This is a genomic window from Streptomyces sp., assembly GCF_035644915.1.
In the GTDB taxonomy this organism is placed as follows: Bacteria; Actinomycetota; Actinomycetes; order Streptomycetales; family Streptomycetaceae; genus Streptomyces.
The window spans coordinates 25,185-43,540 of record NZ_DASQNP010000182.1 but is presented as its reverse complement, the minus strand read 5'-3'; the positions used below and the strand labels follow the sequence as shown (position 1 = coordinate 43,540).

Sequence of the window (18,356 nt, the reverse complement as noted above, 5' to 3'; positions counted from 1 at the left end):
AGGACGGTGAGGCCGGAGCGGAGGACGGCCGTACGGACCGGCGGGCGGGTGAAGGGGCCGACGACGGACGTGACGCCCTCGCGGAGGAGGCGCTGGAGGCCCCGGCGGGCGCTCGCGCCCCAGCGGACCTCGTCCATGGGGAGGGAGGACAGGGCCTCGTCCGTGATCGGGTCGGTGCCGGGGATGCCGGGGAGGCCTACCTCGCGCGGGTCGGGGTGGTAGGCGGCCTCCAGCCATGCCGCCGCGTCCGCCGCGCAGCGGCCGGGCCCCAGGGTGCCCGGCCAGCGGCGTACCCGGGCGGACGGGTACGCCGCGGTCAGTTCGTCCAGCGGTCCGATCGCCGCGATCCGGTCGCCCTCGACCGCCACCGCGCGGTCGGCCAGCGGTTCGCCGTCCTCGGTGAGGCGGACGGCGAGCGGGGCGTGAACCGTCAGCACGACCGGGCCGCTACTGGGCGTCGAGGAGCCTGAGCTCCGGGTGGGCGGTGCCGCCCTCGATGGCCGTGGAGGACAGGTGGGAGACGACGCGGTCGTCCACCGGGTCGTTCGCCGGGTCGTCGTGGATCACCAGGTGCTCGTACGTGGTCGAGCGCTGCGCCGGGACGCGGCCGGCCTTGCGGATGAGGTCGATCAGCTCCATGCGGTTGGAGCGGTGCTTCGCCCCGGCGGAGGAGACCACGTTCTCCTCCAGCATCACCGAGCCCAGGTCGTCCGCGCCGTAGTGCAGGGAGAGCTGGCCGACCTCCTTGCCGGTGGTCAGCCACGAGCCCTGGATGTGCGCGACGTTGTCCAGGAACAGCCGGGCGACGGCCAGGATGCGCAGGTACTCGAAGATCGTCGCCTGGGTGCGGCCCCGCAGGTGGTTGTTCTCCGGCTGGTAGGTGTACGGGATGAACGCGCGGAAGCCGCCGGTGCGGTCCTGTACGTCGCGGATCATCCGCAGGTGCTCGATGCGTTCGGCGTTGGTCTCGCCGGTGCCCATCAGCATCGTGGAGGTGGACTCCACGCCCAGCCGGTGGGCGGTCTCCATGATCTCCAGCCAGCGCTCCCCGGACTCCTTCAGCGGCGCGATCGCCTTGCGCGGGCGCTCCGGCAGCAGTTCGGCGCCGGCGCCGGCGAACGAGTCCAGCCCGGCCTCCCGGAGGCGGGTGATGGCCTCCTCCACCGTCACGCCCGAGACCCGGGCCATGTGCTCGACCTCGGAGGCGCCCAGGGAGTGGATCACCAGCTCGGGGAAGCGCTTCTTGATCGCCGCGAAGTGCTCCTCGTAGTACTCCACGCCGAAGTCGGGGTGGTGCCCGCCCTGGAACATGATCTGGGTGCCGCCCAGCGCCACGGTCTCCTCGCAGCGGCGCAGGATGTCGTCCAGGTCGCGGACCCAGCCCTTGGCGGTGTCCTTCGGGGCCGCGTAGAACGCGCAGAACCGGCAGGCGGTCACGCACACGTTGGTGTAGTTGATGTTCCGCTCGATGATGTAGGTCGCGATGTGCTCGGTGCCCGCGTACCGGCGGCGGCGCGCCGCGTCGGCGGCCTGGCCCAGCGCGTGCAGCGGGGCGTGCCGGTAGAGCTCCAACGCCTCCTCCGCGCTGATCCGTCCGCCCCCGGCGGCGCGGTCGAGTACGGACGTCAGGTCGGCGTTCTCGGTCACCGGGCGGTCCTTTCGGGACGTGGTGGTCGGGTCGGTCCAGCGTCCTGGCGCGGGATCCGATCCAGCGTACGCCAGCCCCCGGACGGCGTTCCGGCCGGTCAGTCCACTCTGGTCAGCTCCCCCGCGGGGTTGCCGGCCCCGGCGTCGCGGGACTCGTAGCGCAGCCGGTCGTCCCCGAGGAGGGTGAGGACGACCGTGGAGGTGTTCCCGGTGCACACCTTGACGCCGAGCACCTCGGGGGAGTCGCCGACGCTCTCGTCGGTGACCGTCAGCCGGTCGTCCGCGATCTCCTCGACCGTGCCCTTGGCCCGGCACTCCTCGCCGAGCAGTTCGGAGACGATCCTCAGGGCCTCGTCCCCCTTACCACCCTCGGAGATCGTGAGGGTGACGGTCGGGTTGGACAGGCCGGTCGCGCTGCGGACCTGCCCCCGCCAGGTGCCCAGGAACGCCTCGGGCACCGTCGTGGGCTTCCCGCCGCCGTTCCCCTCCCCGGGGAGGAGGAAGAGGGCCCCGGCGGTCGCGGCGGCCGGCACCCCGGCGGCGAGGACGGCCGTGCGGCGCCGTCCGCGTCCCGGCTCCCCGCCGTCGCGGGCCGGGACGGCGCCGGGGGTGCTCCCGTACGCGGGCGGGGTGCTCCCGTACGTGGGCGGCGGCCCGAAGGCGCCCGGGCTCCCGGCGGGCTCCCCAGGTCCGGCGTACGGCCCGGCGTACGGTGCCGGAGACGGGTGCGGCCCGTGGTCGTGGTCCGCCTCCAGTTCCAGCAGCTCCACCGCGCGGCGGCTCACCCCCTCCACCACCGGCCCCGGCAGCCAGCCGGTGCGGACGAGCCCGGCCGCGCCGGCCGTGCCCGCCAGTTGCCGGGCGACCTCGGCGGGGGCCGGGCGGGCGGTGGGGTCCCTGGCCAGGCAGGCCGCGACGGTCTCGCGCAACCCGCCCGGCACGCCGCCCAGTTCCGGTTCCTCGTGAACCACCTGGTACAGCAGCGCCGCCGGGTTGTCGCCGGGGAAGGGCGGCGCGCCCGACGCCGCGAAGGCGAGCACCGCGCCGAGCGAGAAGACGTCCGTGGCCGGGCCCGTTCCCCTGCCGAGGACCTGCTCGGGCGACATGTAGCCGGGCGAGCCGACCGCGACGCCGGTGGAGGTGAGCGAGGCCGTGCCGTCCAGGGCGCGGGCGATGCCGAAGTCGATCAGGCGCGGGCCGTCCAGCGTCAGCAGGACGTTCGACGGTTTGACGTCCCGGTGCACCAGGCCGAGCGCGTGGACGGCGGCCAGCGCCTCGGCCAGTCCGGCGCCCAGCGCCCGTACGGTGTGCTCGGGCAGCGGCCCGTGGTCGGCGACCGCCTGCTGGAGCGAGGGGCCGGCCACGTAGCCGGTGACCACCCAGGGCGCCGCCGCCTCCGGGTCGGCGTCGAGCACCGGCGCGGTCCAGGCGCCGCCGACCCGCCGGGCGGAGGCGACCTCGCGGCGGAAGCGCGCGCGGAACTCCCCGTCCGCGGCGAGGTGCGGGTGCACGACCTTCACCGCGACCGCCCGGCCCCCGGGGCTGCGCCCCAGGTAGACCCGTCCCATGCCGCCGGCCCCGAGCCGCCCCAGCAGCCGGTGGTCGCCGACGGTCCGTGGACCGTCCGCCTCCAGCGGCCGCATGGCACCCCGCCTTCCCCCGTCGAAGTACGGTGCTCAGCTCAGGAGTTCGACGCGCACGTCGGCCGGGAATCCGGTGGTGGGCCCGGTGCGGCGGGCGAACTCGGCTATGCCGGAGAGCTGTTCGGCCCCCAGGCGGAAGTCCAGCGTGGTGAAGTAGCGCTCCAGCAGGGTCGCGTCGAAGGACTCCCAGCGGGCCGCCTGCTCGGCCACCTTGCCGACCTCCTCCAGGGACAGGTCGCGGGAGGCGAGGAAGGCCCGGTGGACCTCCCGTACGGTCGCCGGCTCGCGGTCGAGGTAGTCGCGGCGGACGGCGAAGACGGCGAAGACGAAGGGGAGGCCGGTCCACTCCTTCCACATCAGCCCCAGGTCGTGGACGTGGAGGCCCAGCCGGGGCGCGTCGTGCAGGGAGGCGCGCAGCGCGGCGTCGCCGATCAGCACGGCGGCCTGCGCCTCCTGCATCATCAGCCCCAGGTCGGGCGGGCAGGTGTAGTAGTCGGGGGCCAGTCCGTACCGCTCGGCGAGCATGAGCTGCGCCAGCCGTACGGAGGTGCGGGAGGTCGAGCCCAGGGCGACGCGCTCGCCGTCGAGGCCCTCCAGCGGCCCTTTGGAGACGATCACGCAGGACATCACCGGTCCGTCGCAGCCCACCGCGATGTCCGGCAGCGCCACCAGCCGGCCGGCGTTGCGCAGGAACTCCACGAGGGTGATCGGGCCGATGTCGAGTCTCCCGTCCACGAGCTGTTCGCTCAGCTTCTCGGGGGTGTCCTTGGTCAGCTCCAGGTCCAGCAGGGTGCCGGTCCTGGCGAGGCCCCAGTAGAGGGGCAGGCAGTTGAGGAATTGGATGTGCCCGACGCGGGGCCGCCTCCGGGGCGCCGCGGCGACGGGTTGGTCAGCGGCAGTACTTTCCACCTCGCGAGGCTATCGCCGGGGTCCGGACGGCCCCGGTGGGGGGTGTCCGCCCACGGCGGCGGCACGCCGCGGCATGATCCTCTTTCTCTCCGGGGGCCGTCGTGCTAGGCTGGGAGCAAGTTGCAGTTTGGTTTCCCTTGCAGTACAGAGCCTGCGGAGCATGTAACCGCGGGCTCTCGTCGTTTTCAGAGTTCCTGTGGGTTCTGGAGCAGGGCAACCCTTATAGGCCCAAGGAGGGCTTATGGCTACCGGAACCGTCAAGTGGTTCAACGCCGAAAAGGGCTTTGGTTTCATCGCCCAGGACGGCGGCGGTCCCGATGTGTTCGTTCACTACTCCGCCATCAACGCTTCTGGTTTCCGCTCCCTGGAGGAGAACCAGGCGGTCACCTTCGACGTGACGCAGGGCCCGAAGGGTCCGCAGGCGGAGAACGTCACCGCGGCCTGAGTTGCCCGGCTCGGCCTCTGGCCGTGTCGGCGCGGTCCCCTCGGCAGAGGGGGCGCGGCGCCGGCAGACGACCGGATAAGCAGTACCCAAGGAGCCCCCGCCCCGGCGGGGGCTCCTGCCTTTGCCCCCGTGCCCGGCCGCGGTGCCGCGTCCGCCCGGGGGCTTTCGCATCGGCGCCGCGCCCCGCGCGCCTGCCGGTCGTGCCGCCTGCCGCGCCGGGGCACGGGGCCCGGGAGGACGCGGACGGGCCCCTTCCGCCCCCGGCGCGCGGGGTGGAAGGGGCCCGTGGGCCCATGGGACCGGTGTCCGGGCTGTCCGGGCGTCCGTACCGGATTGGGCCGGATCGGACCGGGGGACGACCGGCCGGATCAGGCCGGGACGGCGGCCGGGTCGGCGCTGCCCCGGGGACGGTCGGCGCCGTCCGCGTCGGCCTCGTCCACGTCGAAGCTCCGGGCGCGCTCGAAGGCGTCGAGGTCCAGGATCTTCTCGCGGGCCGCGACCAGGACCGGGACCACGGCCTGGCCCGCGACGTTGGTGGCGGTCCGGATCATGTCCAGGATCGGGTCGATCGCCAGCAGCAGGCCCACGCCCTCCAGCGGCAGGCCGAGCGTGGAGAGGGTCAGCGTGGTCATCACGGTGGCGCCGGTGAGACCGGCGGTGGCGGCCGAGCCGACGACCGAGACGAAGGCGATCAGCAGGTAGTCGCCGACGCCGAGGGAGACCCCGAAGATCTCCGCGACGAAGATCGCGGCGAGCGCCGGGTAGACCGCGGCGCAGCCGTCCATCTTCGTGGTCGCCCCGAAGGGGACGGCGAAGGACGCGTACTCCCGGGGCACGCCCAGGCGCTCGGTGACCTTCTGGGTCAGCGGCATGGTGCCCACCGAGGAGCGGGAGACGAAGGCGAGCTGGATGGCGGGCCAGGCGCCGCGGAAGAACTGGAGCGGGTTGACGCGGGCGACCGTGGCCAGCAGCAGCGGGTAGACGCCGAAGAGGACCAGCAGGCAGCCGATGTAGACGTCGGCGGTGAAGGTGGCGTACTGGCCGAGCAGGTTCCAGCCGTACTCGTTGATCGCGCGCCCGATCAGGCCGAGGGTGCCCAGCGGTGCCAGGCGGATGACCCACCACAGCGCCTTCTGGAGCAGGGCGAGGGCGGCCTCGCCGAAGGACAGCAGCGGGGCGGCCTTCTCGCCCAGCCGCAGGGCGGCGATGCCGGTGACGGCGGCCATGAAGACGATCTGCAGGACGTTCAGCTCGGTGAACGGCGTGATGACGTCGGCCGGGATGATCCCGGTCAGGAAGTCCAGCCAGGACCCGGTCTCCTCGGGCCGGGCGCCGTCCTCACGGGACAGCCCGGTGCCCGCGCCGGGGTCGGTGAGCAGGCCGATGGCCAGGCCTATGCCGACGGCGACCAGCGAGGTGGCCATGAACCACAGCAGCGTGCGGGTGGCCAGCCGGGCCGCGTTCGAGACGTTCCGCAGGTTGGTGATCGAGACGGTGATCGCGAAGAAGACCAGCGGGCCGACGGCCAGCTTCAGCAGTTGGACGAAGGTCTCGCCGATCCGGTCGAGGGTGGTGCCGAGCCAGGCGGCGCCGGTGCTGCGGGCGATCCAGCCCAGCAGGACACCGAGGGCCAGGCCCAGGACGATCTGGGCCCAGAAGGGCACTCTGGGCACCTTGGACGGGCGCGCAGGCGCGGCGGACGTGCTGGATGACACGTTGGATGACACGGACACACTCCGGTGAGGCGTCGGGGGACGGAGCACTCCGAGGGCTCGGAGGACTCGACGGTCCCGGAAAACTCTGAAGGGGGAAAGGGCGCGCCGGAGGGGACGTCCGGCCGCTGTGGTCGCGCTCGCTCAGCGTGTGCGACAGGCCGCCGCGGGACAGCGGCAGAGGTCGACGTGCAGCCGCGCCACGAGCATCGTGCTCCTGGCGCGGGGAGAGCGGGCCGCGGTCGTCATGGTCCTCACGCTAACACCGAGTCTTTGAGGGACCCAAAGAACACCTTTGGGCAGGTCGTACGCCGACGCACAACGCCCCGCCGGGGAAGGGGTATTCCCGGCGGGGCGTGCGGAGGGGCCCGGAAGGGTGTGACGCTGATTACGCCGGCCTGCACCGGCTTGCACCGGCCGGGCCGGTCAGGCCGCCTCGTCCTCCTGGCTCTGGTTGGCCGCGAGCTTCCGCTTGGCGCGGGCCACGCGCGCCGCGATCTGCACGGACATCTCGTCGCGCTGCTTGCGCAGCAGCACCAGGCTGAGCGGCGCGGAGACCACCAGGGCGAGCATGACGAGCCACAGCGGGTTGGCCTTGCCGATGGCCTCGGGGAAGACGCCGACGTAGGCGAGCACCGAGACGACCACGTAGCAGGCGGCGAAGAGGCCGAGGCGCATGGCCGTGTAGCGGAGCGTCGCGTGCGGCGCGCGGCCCGGCGCGTTCTCCCGGGTGTTCTCCTGGATGTTCTCCGGTGTGCTGGTCACGGTGGTGGTCCTTTCGTGTGGCCGGCGTCAGCGGAGCTGGAGCCACATGGTGATGTCGTCCCGGAAGTCGTCGTCCGCGACCTTGATGGCGCCGGGGACGCGACCGACCTCCTTGTAGCCGCACGAGCCGTAGAAGCGCTCCAGTCCGAGGCCGCCGCGGCAGGTGAGCCGTATGCCCCGGATGCCGTCCATGCCCCGGACGGCGTCCTCCACGGCGGCCATGAGGGCGCGGCCCTCGCCCCGGCCCTGGCGGGCGGGATGCAGCATCACGGTGTACAGCCACACCCAGTGTCGCATCAGCCGGTGTTTGTTGAAGGTGAGGAAGGCGGTGCCGGCCGGCCGCCCGTCCTCGTCGTACGCCACCAGCAGCCGCGTCCGGCCCTCGGCCATCGCGGTGAGGTGCCCGACCAGCTCGGGCCGGACGTCGTCGGGGGTCACGGGCGGGACGAAGCCGACGGCGCCGCCCGCGTTGCTCACCTCGGCCCACAGCGTGCAGATCCCGTCGACGAGCCGCCGGTCGACGGGGGGATCGAGGACGTACCGCAGCGTCATCGTGTCACCGCGCCGTCCCCGTCGGCCCCGCCGGTTCCATCGCTCCCGTCGCTCCCATCGGTCCCACCGGTCCGCGCCGCCGGGTCAGACCCGCATGGGCTGCGGGGACTCGCGCCGCATCGGGTCGGGGCCGTCGTACTCGCGGATGACCTCGTAGCGGGTGTTGCGCTCCACCGGGCGGAAGCCGGCGTCGCGGATCAGCTCCAGCAGGTCCTCGCGGGTGAGCTTGTCCGGGGTGCCGTAGTTGTCCGCGTCGTGGGTGATCTTGTACTCGACCACCGAGCCGTCCATGTCGTCCGCGCCGTGCTGGAGGGCGAGTTGGGCGGTCTGCAGGCCGTGCATCACCCAGAAGACCTTCACATGCGGCACGTTGTCGAACAGCAGCCGGGAGACCGCGAACGTCTTCAGCGCCTCCGCGCCCGTGGCCATCGTGGTGCGGGACTGGAGCCGGTTGCGGATCTTGCCGTCCTTCATGTCCACGAAGTCGTGCTGGTAGCGCAGCGGGATGAAGACCTGGAAGCCGCCGGTCTCGTCCTGGAGTTCGCGCAGCCGCAGCACGTGGTCCACCCGGTGGCGGGGCTCCTCGATGTGGCCGTACAGCATCGTGCACGGCGTCTTGAGGCCCTTGGAGTGCGCCAGGCGGTGGATGCGCGACCAGTCCTCCCAGTGGGTGCGGTGGTCGACGATGTGCTGCCGCACCTCCCAGTCGAAGATCTCCGCGCCGCCGCCGGTCAGCGACTCCAGGCCCGCGTCGATCAGCTCGTCGAGGATCTCGGAGGCGGACAGGCCCGAGATCGTCTCGAAGTGGTGGATCTCGGTGGCGGTGAACGCCTTCAGCGACACCTGGGGCAGGGCCTTCTTCAGCTCCCGCAGCGAACGCGGGTAGTAGCGCCAGGGCAGGGTGGGGTGGAGGCCGTTGACGATGTGCAGCTCGGTGAGGTTCTCGCCCTCCATCGCCTTGGCCAGCCGCACGGCCTCCTCGATGCGCATGGTGTACGCGTCCTTCTCGCCCGGCTTGCGCTGGAAGGAGCAGTAGGCGCAGGAGGCGGTGCACACGTTCGTCATGTTCAGGTGGCGGTTGACGTTGAAGTACACCACGTCGCCGTTCAGCCGGGTGCGCACCTCGTGGGCGAGGCCGCCCAGCCAGGCCAGGTCGTCGGACTCGTACAGGGCGATGCCGTCCTCACGGCTCAGCCGTTCACCGGCGCGGACCTTCTCCTCCAGCTCACGCTTGAGCCCAGCGTCCATGCGTCGCCGCCTCCTTGTCCTGTGCGGTCCTGTACGGGGCCGCCTGCCGCGGGCGGCTCACCGAGCCTACGCCCAGCCCGGTCCCCGGCCGGACCGGGCCCCCGCCGCCCCTCGCGTCAGTCCTCGCCGCCGGGCAGTTCGCCGACCCGGTTCTCCCACTTGGTGGAGAGCACGATGGTGGTGCGGGTGCGGGAGACGCCCTTGGTGCCCGACAGCCTGCGGATCGTCCGCTCCAGGCCGTCCACGTCGGTGGCGCGCACCTTGAGCATGAAGGAGTCGTCGCCGGCGATGAACCAGCAGTCCTCGATCTCCGGCAGCTCCCGCAGCCGGTCGGCCACGTCCTCGTGGTCCACGGCGTCGGACAACTGGATGCCGATCAGCGCGGTGACCCCGAGGCCCAGCGAGGCGGCGTCGACGGTCGCGCGGTAGCCGGTGATGACCCCGGCCGCCTCCAGCCGGTTGATGCGGTCGGTGACGCTGGGGCCGGAGAGGCCCACCAGCCGGCCCAGTTCGGCGTACGAGGCCCTGCCGTTCTCGCGCAGCGCCTGGATGAGCTGCCTGTCCACCGCGTCCATGCGTCCTGGTGCCTTCCGTCGTTCCGCCCTGTCGGATGTCTGTGACCGAATCTAAGGCATACGGGCAAGTTGCCCTACGACTGGCCTTGTGCGGCCCCCAGCTCGCCTTTCCATCGGCGGTAAAGGCTGTGGGGGACACCCATCGCGTCCAGCACCCGGCCGGCGACGAAATCGACCAGGTCCTGGATGTGGGTCGCCCCGGCGTAGAACGCGGGCGAGGCCGGCAGCACGACGGCGCCGGCCTCGTCGAGGGCGACCAGGTGCCGGAGCGTCCGGCCGTTCAGCGGCGTCTCGCGCACGGCGACGACCAGCGGGCGCCGCTCCTTGAGGGTCACGCTCGCCGTGCGCTGCAGCAGGTCCTTGGAGAGTCCCAGCGCGATCCCCGCCACGCACGCGGTGGAGGCCGGGACGACCACCATGCCCCGGGCCGGGTACGAGCCCGACGACGGCCCGGCGGCCAGGTCCCCGGCCGGCCAGTACCGCACGGTGCCGCCGGTGCCGGCGCTGCCGTCGCTGTCGGCGGTGCCGTCGGTGTGCTCGGGGATCTTCACGTCGTACGCGTCCGGCGTGCCGTCCGCACCCCGGGCCAGCCAGCGCCGCAGGTCCTCGCGCCAGTGGGCGTCCCGGAAGGGGTGGCCGGTCTCGTCCAGCAGCGTCAGCCGGGAGGCCCTGCTGACCACCAGGTCCACGTCCTCGCCCGCCGCCAGCAGGGCGCGCAGCACCGACGCGGCGTACGGCGTCCCGGACGCCCCGGACACACCGACGATCCACGGCCGTCGCACACTGTCCCTCACGGCACCGAGCCTAGCCGCCGCCGTACCGCCCTCCCCCGCCGACCGGGCACCCTTGGTTCCCGGCCGGTCCTGGCCGCATCCGTCCCGGAGTAGTTGGATCGTCACATGCCCATCACCCGCAAGAGCCTGGCAGCCGCCGGGTGCGCCCTCCTGATCGCCGCCTCCGCCTCCTGCGACACCTCCGAGCGGGCCGACGCGGAGACCAGGGCCCGCCGGGCCGTCGAGAAGCTCGGCGAGTGGGAGGCGGTGTCGGTCACCGCGCGCGTCGAGGCCCCGGCCGACGACGTGTACGCCTTCCTCCGGCGCCTCGGGGGCCGGGAGGGCGGCGCGCTCCCCTCCCGCACGGACGCCCTGGCACTGTCCCGGATGGAGACGGCGATCACGGTCGGCGCGGACAAGCCGCTGAAGGACGTCGGCGAGGGCGACCGCCTCGACTCCGGCACGATGGTGAACTTCGGCGGCGTGGACCTGGCCGGCTACAAGTCGATCGGCACCGACTTCTACGTCCGCGCCGACTGGACGCGGCTGGCCTCGGAGCTGAACTGGGGCCACGCGACGGTGACGCAGGCCGCCGAGCTGGCCGGTTCGGCGGACGAGCTGCCGCCCTCCCTGGCCGCGGCCCGGGACATGTTCCAGGGCCGGTGGGTGCAGATCGACCCCGAGGAGTTCGACCACTTCGCGCGGGCGGTGGGCGGCAAGTACGGCGAGCGCGCCGAGCGGCTGGCCAACAGCGTGGACCTCCTGCAGAGCGCCCGGGCCCAGCACCACGTGGTGGACTCGGTGCGCCGGGCCCTGGACGAGCACGCCTCCTTCCGGGACGCCGGGCGGCGCGACGGCGCCGAGCACATCACGGTCTCCCTCCCGGCCCGCGCGGTCGCCCGCGACCTGGCGGCGGCGCTGGGCCCGCTGGAGGAGCGCTTCGACGGGATCGGGTTCGCCTGGCTGGAACGGGCGCCGGACCGCGAGGTCACCGTGGACCTGGCGCTGCGCGACGGCGCCCTGTCGGGCATGACGGTGGACCTGGCGCAGTTCGCCGGGCCGGAGGACCCCGAGGGTTCCGGGGGCTCCGGGGACTCCGGGGGTTCGGGGAAGTTGCCGCTCACGCTGTTCTTCGCGGCCGGGCAGGCGGTCCCGGTGGAGGCGCCGCAGGGCGCGAAGTGGCTGGACCCGCAGGACGTGATGGCCGCGGCGCTCTACGGGGAGCTGGACGCGTCCGGCTCCTGACGCGCCCGGCCCCCGGCGCGTACGGCTCCGGAACTTCCGGCGCGGTCCGTGACGTTGTCGTACACGACGGCGAAAGCGGGCAGACCCACTGCAGCGCGGTGTGGCCGGCGGACGGGGAGAGGACCGGATGGTGTACGGATCGACGACCGGCGCGACCCGCCCGTCGCGCGCGTCCAGGGCGGTGGCGGCGGGCGTGCTGATGCTGGCCTGGGTGACCCTGCTGTGGCTGCTGGAGGCGTTCGACGTCGCCACCGGCCACTCCCTCGACCCGTACGGCGTCTCGCCGCGGGACACCGACGAGCTGGCCGACGTCGTACCGGCGGCGTTCCTGCACTTCGGCTGGGACCACGTCGCCGCCAACAGCGTGCCGCTGCTGGTGCTGGGCTTCCTCGCGGCCGTCCGCGGCATAGGCCGCTTCCTCGCCGTGAGCCTGACGATCATCGTCGTCAGCGGCGTCGGCGTCTGGCTGACCGCGCCGGAGAACTCGATCACGGCGGGGGCCTCGGGCCTGGTGTTCGGCCTCTTCGGCTACCTGCTGGTCCGCGGCTTCGTCGACCGCGACGCGCTGGACATCACGGTCGGCATCACGGTCGTCCTGCTCTACGGCTCGATCCTGTGGGGCGTGCTGCCCACCGCCTCGGGCGTCTCCTGGCAGGGCCACCTGTTCGGGCTGGTCGGCGGGGTGCTGGCGGCGTTCTGGTTCCGCCGCTCCACACCGGTCGGCCGGTCCCGGCGGGCCCGGCTGACCGGCTGAGCCGCCGGTCCGGACGACCCCCTTCCGGCGGCCCCGGCGTCCCGCGGCCGTCACACGGTCAGGCCGCGCACCACCAGGTCGGCCAGGGCGCAGCCGAAGAAGACCATCCCGATGAAGCCGTTGACGGTGAAGAACGCCCGGTTCAGCCGGGACAGGTCCCCGGGCCGCACGATGGAGTGCTCGTAGACGAACGCCACCGCCACGACCGCCAGCCCCGCCCAGTAGGGCGCCCCTGCGCCCGTGGCCGCCCCGTACCAGGCCAGCAGCGCCACGGTGACGACGTGGCTGCCGCGGGCGCCGTACAGCGCGGCGGCCACGCCGAAGCGCGCCGGGACGGACCGCACTCCGTGGGCCCGGTCGGCGGCCACGTCCTGGCAGGCGTAGATCAGGTCGAATCCGCCGATCCATATGCCCACCGCGAGTCCGAGGAGCACCGCGTCCCACGACCAGGTCCCGGTGACGGCGATCCAGGCGCCGACGGGACCGATGGCCTGGGCGAGCCCGAGGATGGCGTGCGGGAAGTCGGTGAACCGCTTCCCGTACGGATAGACCACCATCGGCACGACGGCGAGCGGCGAGAGCACCAGGCACAGCGGGTTGAGCAGCGCGGCGGCGCCCAGGAAGGCGGCCAGCGCGACCAGCGCGCCGGTCCACGCGGCGCGCACCGACAGCGCGCCGGTGACCAGTTCGCGGCCCGCGGTGCGCGGGTTGCGGGCGTCGATCTCCCGGTCGATGATCCGGTTGGCGGCCATGGCGAAGGTGCGCAGGCCCACCATCGCGACGGTGACGAGGAACAGCTCCCACCAGTGGACGCCGCCGTCCTTGAGGAACATCGCCGTGAGCGAGGCGGTGTAGGCGAAGGGCAGCGCGAAGACCGAGTGCTCGATCATCACCGTCCGCAGGAACGCCCTGACCCTGCCCGCGGGGCGGGCGGGCCGCGCCCCGGCGGCACCTCCGGCGCCCTCGGCGGCTTCCCTGGCGCCCTCGGTGCCCCCCGTGCCCTCGGTGACGGAGCTCACAGCCCGTACTCCCGCCAGCGCCGGGTGACCTTGGCCGCGGTCTCGGGGTCGGAGACGATCATGTCCGGCCAGCCCCCGTTGCGCGTGTAGCCCTCCTCGGGCCACTTGGCGGTGGCGTCGATGCCCGCCTTGCCGCCCCAGAACTGCTGGTACGAGGCGTGGTCCAGGTGGTCGACCGGGCCCTCGGTGAGCAGCAGGTCGCGCGAGTAGTCGGTGTTGCCCAGGGCCCGCCAGGCGACCTCGTGGAGGTCGTGGACGTCGCAGTCGGCGTCCACCACGATGATCAGCTTGGTCAGCGACATCATGTGCGCGCCCCAGATCGCGGACATCACCTTCTGCGCGTGCTTGGGGTACTTCTTGTCGATCGAGACGATCGCGCAGTTGTGGAAGCCGCCCGCCTCGGGGAGGTGGTAGTCCACGATGTCCGGCACGATGATCTTCAGCAGCGGCAGGAAGAAGCGCTCCGTGGCCCGCCCCAGCGGCCCGTCCTCCGTCGGCGGACGCCCGACGACGATCGACTGGAAGACCGGCCGTCTGCGCATCGTGACGCAGTCGACGGTCAGCGCCGGGAAGTCCTCCTGCGGGGTGTAGAAGCCGGTGTGGTCGCCGAACGGCCCCTCCGGCAGCATCCTGCCCGGCTCCAGCCAGCCCTCCAGCACCACCTCGGCGCGGGCCGGGACCTGGAGCGGCACCGTCTTGCAGTCCACCATCTCCACCCGCCTGCCCTGGACGAAGCCCGCGAAGAGGTACTCGTCGATGTCGGCGGGCAGCGGCGCGGTGGCGGCGTAGGTCACGGCGGGCGGGCAGCCGAAGGCGATGGCGACCGGCAGCCTCTCGCCGCGGCGGGCGGCGACCTGGTAGTGGTTGCGGCTGTCCTTGTGGATCTGCCAGTGCATGCCGATGGTGCGCCTGTCGTGGCGCTGGAGCCGGTACAGCCCGAGGTTGCGGATGCCGGTCTCCGGGTCCTTGGTGTGGGTGAGGCCCAGGTTGAAGAAGGAGCCGCCGTCCTTCGGCCAGGTGAACAGCGCGGGCAGCTTCTCCAGGTCCACGTCGTCGCCGGTGAGCACCACGTCCTGGACGGGCGCCTCCTTGACCTTCTTCGGCGGCACGTGCGCCATCGCGCCGAGCTTGCCGAAGGCCTCCCGCACCCCGACGAAACCGTGCGGCAGTTCCGGCCTGAGCAGCCCGCCGATCTTCTCGCTGATCTCGTCGTAGGACGTCAGGCCCAGCGCCTTGAGCAGCCGGCGGTCGGTGCCGTAGACGTTCATCGCCAGCGGCATCGTGGAGCCCTTGACGTTCTCGAAGAGCAGCGCCGGGCCGCCGGACTTCTGGACCCGGTCGACGATCTCCCCGACCTCCAGATGAGGATCGACCTCGGCCTTGACGCGGATGAGGTCACCGTCACGCTCCAGGGCCCGCAGCAGCGAGCGGAGATCGTCGTATGCCATAGGGGCAAGTATCCGACACCTATTACCCTGGGCGTGTCGCGGGGCCTTCTCCGGCCCCGGCCCGGCATCCCCGGCCCGACGGGCCCGCAAGGGCCCACCCATGCCGCACTACCGCTTCCAGGGGGCGTTGCCCATGCTCAGGCTTCTTCCGACCGTTCTCGTGCTGGCGGTGTGGATCTACGCCTTCATCGACTGCCTCAACACCCCCGAGAACGAGGTCCGCAAACTGCCGAAGCTGGCGTGGGTCTTCATCATCCTGTTCTTCGGCTCGGTCCTGCTGGGGCCCATCGCCTGGTTCGCCGTCGGCCGTCCGCGCCGGAACGTCCCCTACGGCGCCACCCGGCCCTCCGAGCGCCGCTGGATCGCGCCGGACGACAACCCCGAGTTCCTGAGGTCCATCAACGAGCGGACGCGGCGTCCGGCCCCCGAGCCGCCGGAGGCCGTGGAGGCGTCCGGGGACGGCGGGGACGAGGGCCTCGACCGCTCCGGGGACGGGCCGCGCCACGGCCAGGAGAGCCGCAACAAGGAGAACGGCGGGCCGGAGGACAGCGCCCCGCCCGCCGCCTGAGCCGGGCGGTCCCTCCCGCCCGGCGTCACGCCTCCGGCGTCCTCACAGGTCCACGTCGGCGTAGGAGTGCTTGCCGTCGAAGAGGATGTTGACGCCGTAGTAGTTGAACAGGAAGCAGGCGAAGGCGAACAGCGCCAGGTACGCCGCCTTGCGTCCCTTCCAGCCCGCCGTGGCGCGGGCGTGCAGGTAGCAGGCGTAGCCGACCCAGGTGATGAACGACCAGACCTCCTTGGGGTCCCAGCCCCAGTAGCGGCCCCACGCCTCCTCCGCCCAGATCGCGCCCGCGATGATGGTGAAGGTCCAGAACGGGAAGACAGCCGCGTTGATGCGGTACGCGAAGGTGTCCAGGGAGGCGGAGCTGGGCAGCCGCTCCAGCACGGAGGTGGAGAAGGCGCCGGGCTTCCCGCCGGCCTCCAGCTTGGCCTCGTAGCGGTCCCGGAACAGGTACAGCACCGTGGAGACCGCGCCCAGGTACAGCAGGGCGCCGCAGACGATGGCCAGTGAGACGTGGATCCACAGCCAGTACGAGTCGAGCGCCGGGACGAGCTGGTCGCTCTCGGTGTAGAGGACCACGATCGCCAGGCCCAGGTCGAGCAGCACCGTGGTGACCAGCGGCAGCCCGATCCAGCGGACGTTCTTCCTGGCGGCCAGGAAGCCCAGGTACGCGCCGACGGCGACCATGGAGAAGGCCGTCGAGAACTCGTACATGTTGCCCCAGGGCGCGCGCTGCACCGACAGGGCGCGGGTGAGCACCGCGCCGGAGTGCAGCAGGAAGGCCAGGACGGTGAGCGAGACGGCGATCCGGCCGTACAGGTCGCCCTGTTCGTCCTCGCCCGCCGCGCCGGGCCCGTCCGGCACCTCGGCCCGGCGGCCCGCGGTGGAGCGGGTGACGACCTTCGGCTTCTCCAGCACGCCCGTGCCGCCGGAGGTCCGCACGGTGACGGAGACTCCCCCGCCGGCGTCCCCGGCGCCCCCGGCCCCCCCGGTCTTCTTCGCGGTCAGCGCGGCGGCCGTACGGGCCACCTTGCTGCGGCTGCCGAACGCCCACTCCACGATGTGGGCGACGAAGGCGAGGGCGTAGACGGCCATCGCCGACTTGATCAGCAGGTTGCTGAACTCGGCCAGGTTCTCGTTCACTGCGGCGGCGATGTTCACTCGGTCTCTCCTCGTGACGAGGGTCCGGCGCCTTCGGCGGCGCCCGGTGCGGCCGCGGTCCTGTCCGCGGCGGTCTTCTCTTCGGCCTCGGGGCCGCCGGCCCCCGGCTCACCGTCCTCCGGCGGCGCCTCCCCCGGTGGCGCGTCGGCCTGCAGGGCGAGGGCCAGGTCGGCCAGTTCCTCGGGGACCTTCGCGGACTCGCTGCGCCCGAGCCCGGCCATCTCCACGACGGTGAGCCCGTCCCCGTCGCGCCGGGCGCGCACCCACACCCGGCGGCGCTGGACGAACAGCGAGGCGGCCAGGCCCAGGACGGCGGCGGTCGCCCCGGCCAGCGCCCAGCCCTCGCCCGGTTCCTGGGAGACCTGGAAGCTGGCCCACTCGTCGACGCCCTCGAACGTCAGGGTGCCCGCGCCGTCCGGCAGCTCGACGGACTCGCCCGGACGCAGGTCGGCGCGGAACAGGTCGCCGTCCTCGCCCTTGAACTGCTTCATCTTGTCGGTGTCGAGCTGGTAGACGTTCTGCGGGATGCCGGAGTCGAGCCCCAGGTCGCCGTGGAAGGCGTTGAGGGAGAGCACCGGGTAGTCCAGCTCGGGGAACGTCGAGTGGGGTCCGCGGACCTCGTCGATCCCGTAGGTGGGGGTGAAGATGCCCTGGAAGCCGAGCTGGTCCGGCTTGCCGTTCCGGTCGAGGGAGTCGGTGACCTTGATCACGCCGGTGGAGGTGAGCCCGGCGCTCTCCTGCGGCAGGAAGGGCACCGGCCCCCGGAACGCCACGTTCCCCTGCCCGTCGGTGACGGTGACGACCGGCGCGTAGCCGTGGCCGACGAGGTAGACCTGGGAGTCGCCGACCTCCAGCGGGTGGTTGACCTCGATCCTCGCCTTCTTCTCCGTGCCGTCGGCGCCCTCCCAGTACGTCACGTCGGCGCGGAACTCGCGCGGGGTGCCGCGCTGCGGCCCGTTGCGCTCGAAGGTGGCCTCGAAGTCCTTGAGCGTGAAGCCGAACGAGTCCAGGTCGCCGGTGTCGTACAGGGAGCCGGAGGTGAAGTCGTCGTACTGGGTGAGGGTGTTGGAGAAGCCGTCGCCCTCCACGATCAGCTTGCCGCCCTCGGACTTCCAGAGCTGTCCGGCCGCGAAGGCCAGCAGCATCACGACCAGCGAGATGTGGAAGACGAGGTTCCCGAGTTCGCGCAGGTAGCCCTTCTCGGCGGCCACCCAGCCCCCGGCGCCGCGCGCCGCGTCCGCCGCATCCGTGCGGAAGCGCCTGCGGCGCAGCAGCGAACGCGCCGCCGTCAGCACCCGCTCCGGTTCGGCGGTGGTGCGCCAGGTGGTGTGGGCGGGCATCCGGTCCAGCCGGCGCGGGGCGCCCGGCGGACGGCCGCGGAGCTGGCCGGCGAACTGCCAGGTGCGGGGCACGATGCAGCCGATCAGCGAGACGAACAGCAGGATGTAGACCGCGGAGAACCACACCGAGCTGTAGACGTCGAAGAGCTGGAGCTTGTCGTAGAGGGGCGCCAGGGTCTCGTGCCGCTGCCGGAAGTCCTCGACCGCGAGGGGGTCCACGTCCTGCTGCGGGATCATCGAGCCGGGGATCGCGGCGAGGGAGAGCAGCAGGAGCAGGATCAGCGCCACCCGCATCGAGGTGAGCTGCCGCCAGAACCAGCGCAGCCAGCCGGCCGTCTCGCGGAGGGTCCAGGCCGCCGCCCCCAGCGCGCCGGGGCGGCGCACGCCGCCGAACGACCCGGGTACGGCCTGCCCCCCGGAGGGGGTGGTGCCGCTCCCGCCGGCGTCGGCGTCCGTGTCCGCGGGCGCGGTGGACAGCCGCGCGCCCGCGCGGGCGACGTCCAGCTCGTCGGTGTCCGCCGTCCGGCTCTCGGTGGTGGTGGAGTCCGTGTCGCTCAT

18 protein-coding genes are annotated in these 18,356 nt (G+C 72.7%); 4 read left to right on the top strand and 14 right to left on the bottom strand.

The window, feature by feature from the left end; all coding sequences use genetic code 11:
- The 4 genes from VE546_RS20055 to VE546_RS20040 form a co-directional block, all read right to left on the bottom strand.
- On the bottom strand, positions 1–437 hold a 437-nt coding region (locus tag VE546_RS20055), incomplete at its 3' end, for an imidazolonepropionase-like domain-containing protein (RefSeq protein ID WP_324924278.1).
- Between the two features lie 10 nt (positions 438–447).
- Positions 448–1,647, bottom strand: a complete 1,200-nt coding sequence (gene mqnC / locus VE546_RS20050; RefSeq protein ID WP_324924276.1) for a cyclic dehypoxanthinyl futalosine synthase — start codon at positions 1,645–1,647, stop codon at positions 448–450.
- A gap of 98 nt (positions 1,648–1,745) precedes the next feature.
- On the bottom strand, positions 1,746–3,290 hold the full coding sequence (locus VE546_RS20045; protein WP_324924274.1) for a serine/threonine-protein kinase: 1,545 nt from the start codon (positions 3,288–3,290) through the stop codon (positions 1,746–1,748).
- A gap of 33 nt (positions 3,291–3,323) precedes the next feature.
- Positions 3,324–4,199 (bottom strand): menaquinone biosynthesis protein, encoded by an 876-nt coding sequence (locus tag VE546_RS20040; protein WP_324924272.1) that lies wholly within the window; start codon positions 4,197–4,199, stop codon positions 3,324–3,326.
- Between the two features lie 241 nt (positions 4,200–4,440).
- Between VE546_RS20040 and VE546_RS20035 the strand changes: the two genes are divergently transcribed.
- Positions 4,441–4,644: a cold-shock protein gene (locus tag VE546_RS20035; RefSeq protein ID WP_031511278.1), complete on the top strand. Its 204-nt coding sequence runs from the start codon at positions 4,441–4,443 to the stop codon at positions 4,642–4,644.
- Positions 4,645–5,012: 368 nt separating this feature from the next.
- Here the strand turns inward: VE546_RS20035 and VE546_RS20030 are convergent, their stop codons facing one another.
- From VE546_RS20030 to VE546_RS20005, 6 genes are all read right to left on the bottom strand, one after another.
- Positions 5,013–6,359 carry a dicarboxylate/amino acid:cation symporter gene (locus VE546_RS20030; RefSeq protein WP_324924284.1) on the bottom strand — a complete coding sequence of 449 codons (1,347 nt, stop codon included), beginning with the start codon at positions 6,357–6,359 and terminating at the stop codon, positions 5,013–5,015.
- 423 nt (positions 6,360–6,782) lie between these two features.
- Positions 6,783–7,100 carry a DUF4229 domain-containing protein gene (locus VE546_RS20025; protein WP_324924282.1) on the bottom strand — a complete coding sequence of 106 codons (318 nt, stop codon included), beginning with the start codon at positions 7,098–7,100 and terminating at the stop codon, positions 6,783–6,785.
- Positions 7,101–7,148: 48 nt separating this feature from the next.
- Positions 7,149–7,673 (bottom strand): GNAT family N-acetyltransferase, encoded by a 525-nt coding sequence (locus VE546_RS20020; RefSeq protein WP_324924269.1) that lies wholly within the window; start codon positions 7,671–7,673, stop codon positions 7,149–7,151.
- A gap of 84 nt (positions 7,674–7,757) precedes the next feature.
- Entirely contained in the window at positions 7,758–8,921 is a 1,164-nt protein-coding gene (mqnE, locus tag VE546_RS20015; protein WP_324924267.1) for an aminofutalosine synthase MqnE, read from the bottom strand.
- Positions 8,922–9,037: 116 nt separating this feature from the next.
- On the bottom strand, positions 9,038–9,496 hold the full coding sequence (locus VE546_RS20010) for an Lrp/AsnC family transcriptional regulator (RefSeq protein ID WP_324924265.1): 459 nt from the start codon (positions 9,494–9,496) through the stop codon (positions 9,038–9,040).
- 74 nt (positions 9,497–9,570) lie between these two features.
- On the bottom strand, positions 9,571–10,290 hold the full coding sequence (locus tag VE546_RS20005) for a UbiX family flavin prenyltransferase (protein ID WP_324924263.1): 720 nt from the start codon (positions 10,288–10,290) through the stop codon (positions 9,571–9,573).
- A gap of 105 nt (positions 10,291–10,395) precedes the next feature.
- Between VE546_RS20005 and VE546_RS20000 the strand changes: the two genes are divergently transcribed.
- Positions 10,396–11,514, top strand: a complete 1,119-nt coding sequence (locus VE546_RS20000; protein WP_324924261.1) for a hypothetical protein — start codon at positions 10,396–10,398, stop codon at positions 11,512–11,514.
- 127 nt (positions 11,515–11,641) lie between these two features.
- Complete coding sequence (locus VE546_RS19995) at positions 11,642–12,268, top strand: rhomboid family intramembrane serine protease (protein WP_324924259.1); 627 nt, start codon at positions 11,642–11,644, stop codon at positions 12,266–12,268.
- 50 nt (positions 12,269–12,318) lie between these two features.
- Here VE546_RS19995 and mqnP read toward each other — a convergent pair whose 3' ends face one another.
- Both mqnP and VE546_RS19985 read right to left on the bottom strand, forming a co-directional pair.
- On the bottom strand, positions 12,319–13,287 hold the full coding sequence (gene mqnP / locus VE546_RS19990; RefSeq protein ID WP_324924257.1) for a menaquinone biosynthesis prenyltransferase MqnP: 969 nt from the start codon (positions 13,285–13,287) through the stop codon (positions 12,319–12,321).
- On the bottom strand, positions 13,284–14,735 hold the full coding sequence (locus VE546_RS19985; protein WP_324924255.1) for a menaquinone biosynthesis decarboxylase: 1,452 nt from the start codon (positions 14,733–14,735) through the stop codon (positions 13,284–13,286). Before VE546_RS19985 ends, mqnP begins: the two co-directional genes overlap by 4 nt.
- 133 nt (positions 14,736–14,868) lie before the next feature.
- Here VE546_RS19985 and VE546_RS19980 point away from each other — a divergent pair, with 133 nt between their 5' ends.
- Positions 14,869–15,303 carry a PLD nuclease N-terminal domain-containing protein gene (locus VE546_RS19980; protein WP_324924253.1) on the top strand — a complete coding sequence of 145 codons (435 nt, stop codon included), beginning with the start codon at positions 14,869–14,871 and terminating at the stop codon, positions 15,301–15,303.
- Between the two features lie 42 nt (positions 15,304–15,345).
- Here VE546_RS19980 and ccsB read toward each other — a convergent pair whose 3' ends face one another.
- On the bottom strand, positions 15,346–16,458 hold the full coding sequence (gene ccsB, locus VE546_RS19975; RefSeq protein ID WP_324924251.1) for a c-type cytochrome biogenesis protein CcsB: 1,113 nt from the start codon (positions 16,456–16,458) through the stop codon (positions 15,346–15,348).
- Positions 16,455–18,356: a cytochrome c biogenesis protein ResB gene (gene resB / locus VE546_RS19970; RefSeq protein ID WP_324924249.1), complete on the bottom strand. Its 1,902-nt coding sequence runs from the start codon at positions 18,354–18,356 to the stop codon at positions 16,455–16,457. Before resB ends, ccsB begins: the two co-directional genes overlap by 4 nt.

What these genes read in the sequence shown, in the direction of transcription:
- VE546_RS20045 (WP_324924274.1), bottom strand. Translation starts at nt 3,290, where the DNA reads ATGCGGCCGCTGGAGGCGGACGGTCCACGGACCGTCGGCGACCACCGG.
- mqnE (WP_324924267.1), bottom strand. Translation starts at nt 8,921, where the DNA reads ATGGACGCTGGGCTCAAGCGTGAGCTGGAGGAGAAGGTCCGCGCCGGT.
- resB (WP_324924249.1), bottom strand. Translation starts at nt 18,356, where the DNA reads ATGAGCGACACGGACTCCACCACCACCGAGAGCCGGACGGCGGACACC.
- VE546_RS20020 (WP_324924269.1), bottom strand. Translation starts at nt 7,673, where the DNA reads ATGACGCTGCGGTACGTCCTCGATCCCCCCGTCGACCGGCGGCTCGTC.
- VE546_RS20035 (WP_031511278.1), top strand. Translation starts at nt 4,441, where the DNA reads ATGGCTACCGGAACCGTCAAGTGGTTCAACGCCGAAAAGGGCTTTGGT.
- VE546_RS20010 (WP_324924265.1), bottom strand. Translation starts at nt 9,496, where the DNA reads ATGGACGCGGTGGACAGGCAGCTCATCCAGGCGCTGCGCGAGAACGGC.
- VE546_RS19980 (WP_324924253.1), top strand. Translation starts at nt 14,869, where the DNA reads ATGCTCAGGCTTCTTCCGACCGTTCTCGTGCTGGCGGTGTGGATCTAC.
- VE546_RS19985 (WP_324924255.1), bottom strand. Translation starts at nt 14,735, where the DNA reads ATGGCATACGACGATCTCCGCTCGCTGCTGCGGGCCCTGGAGCGTGAC.
- VE546_RS19995 (WP_324924259.1), top strand. Translation starts at nt 11,642, where the DNA reads ATGGTGTACGGATCGACGACCGGCGCGACCCGCCCGTCGCGCGCGTCC.
- VE546_RS20000 (WP_324924261.1), top strand. Translation starts at nt 10,396, where the DNA reads ATGCCCATCACCCGCAAGAGCCTGGCAGCCGCCGGGTGCGCCCTCCTG.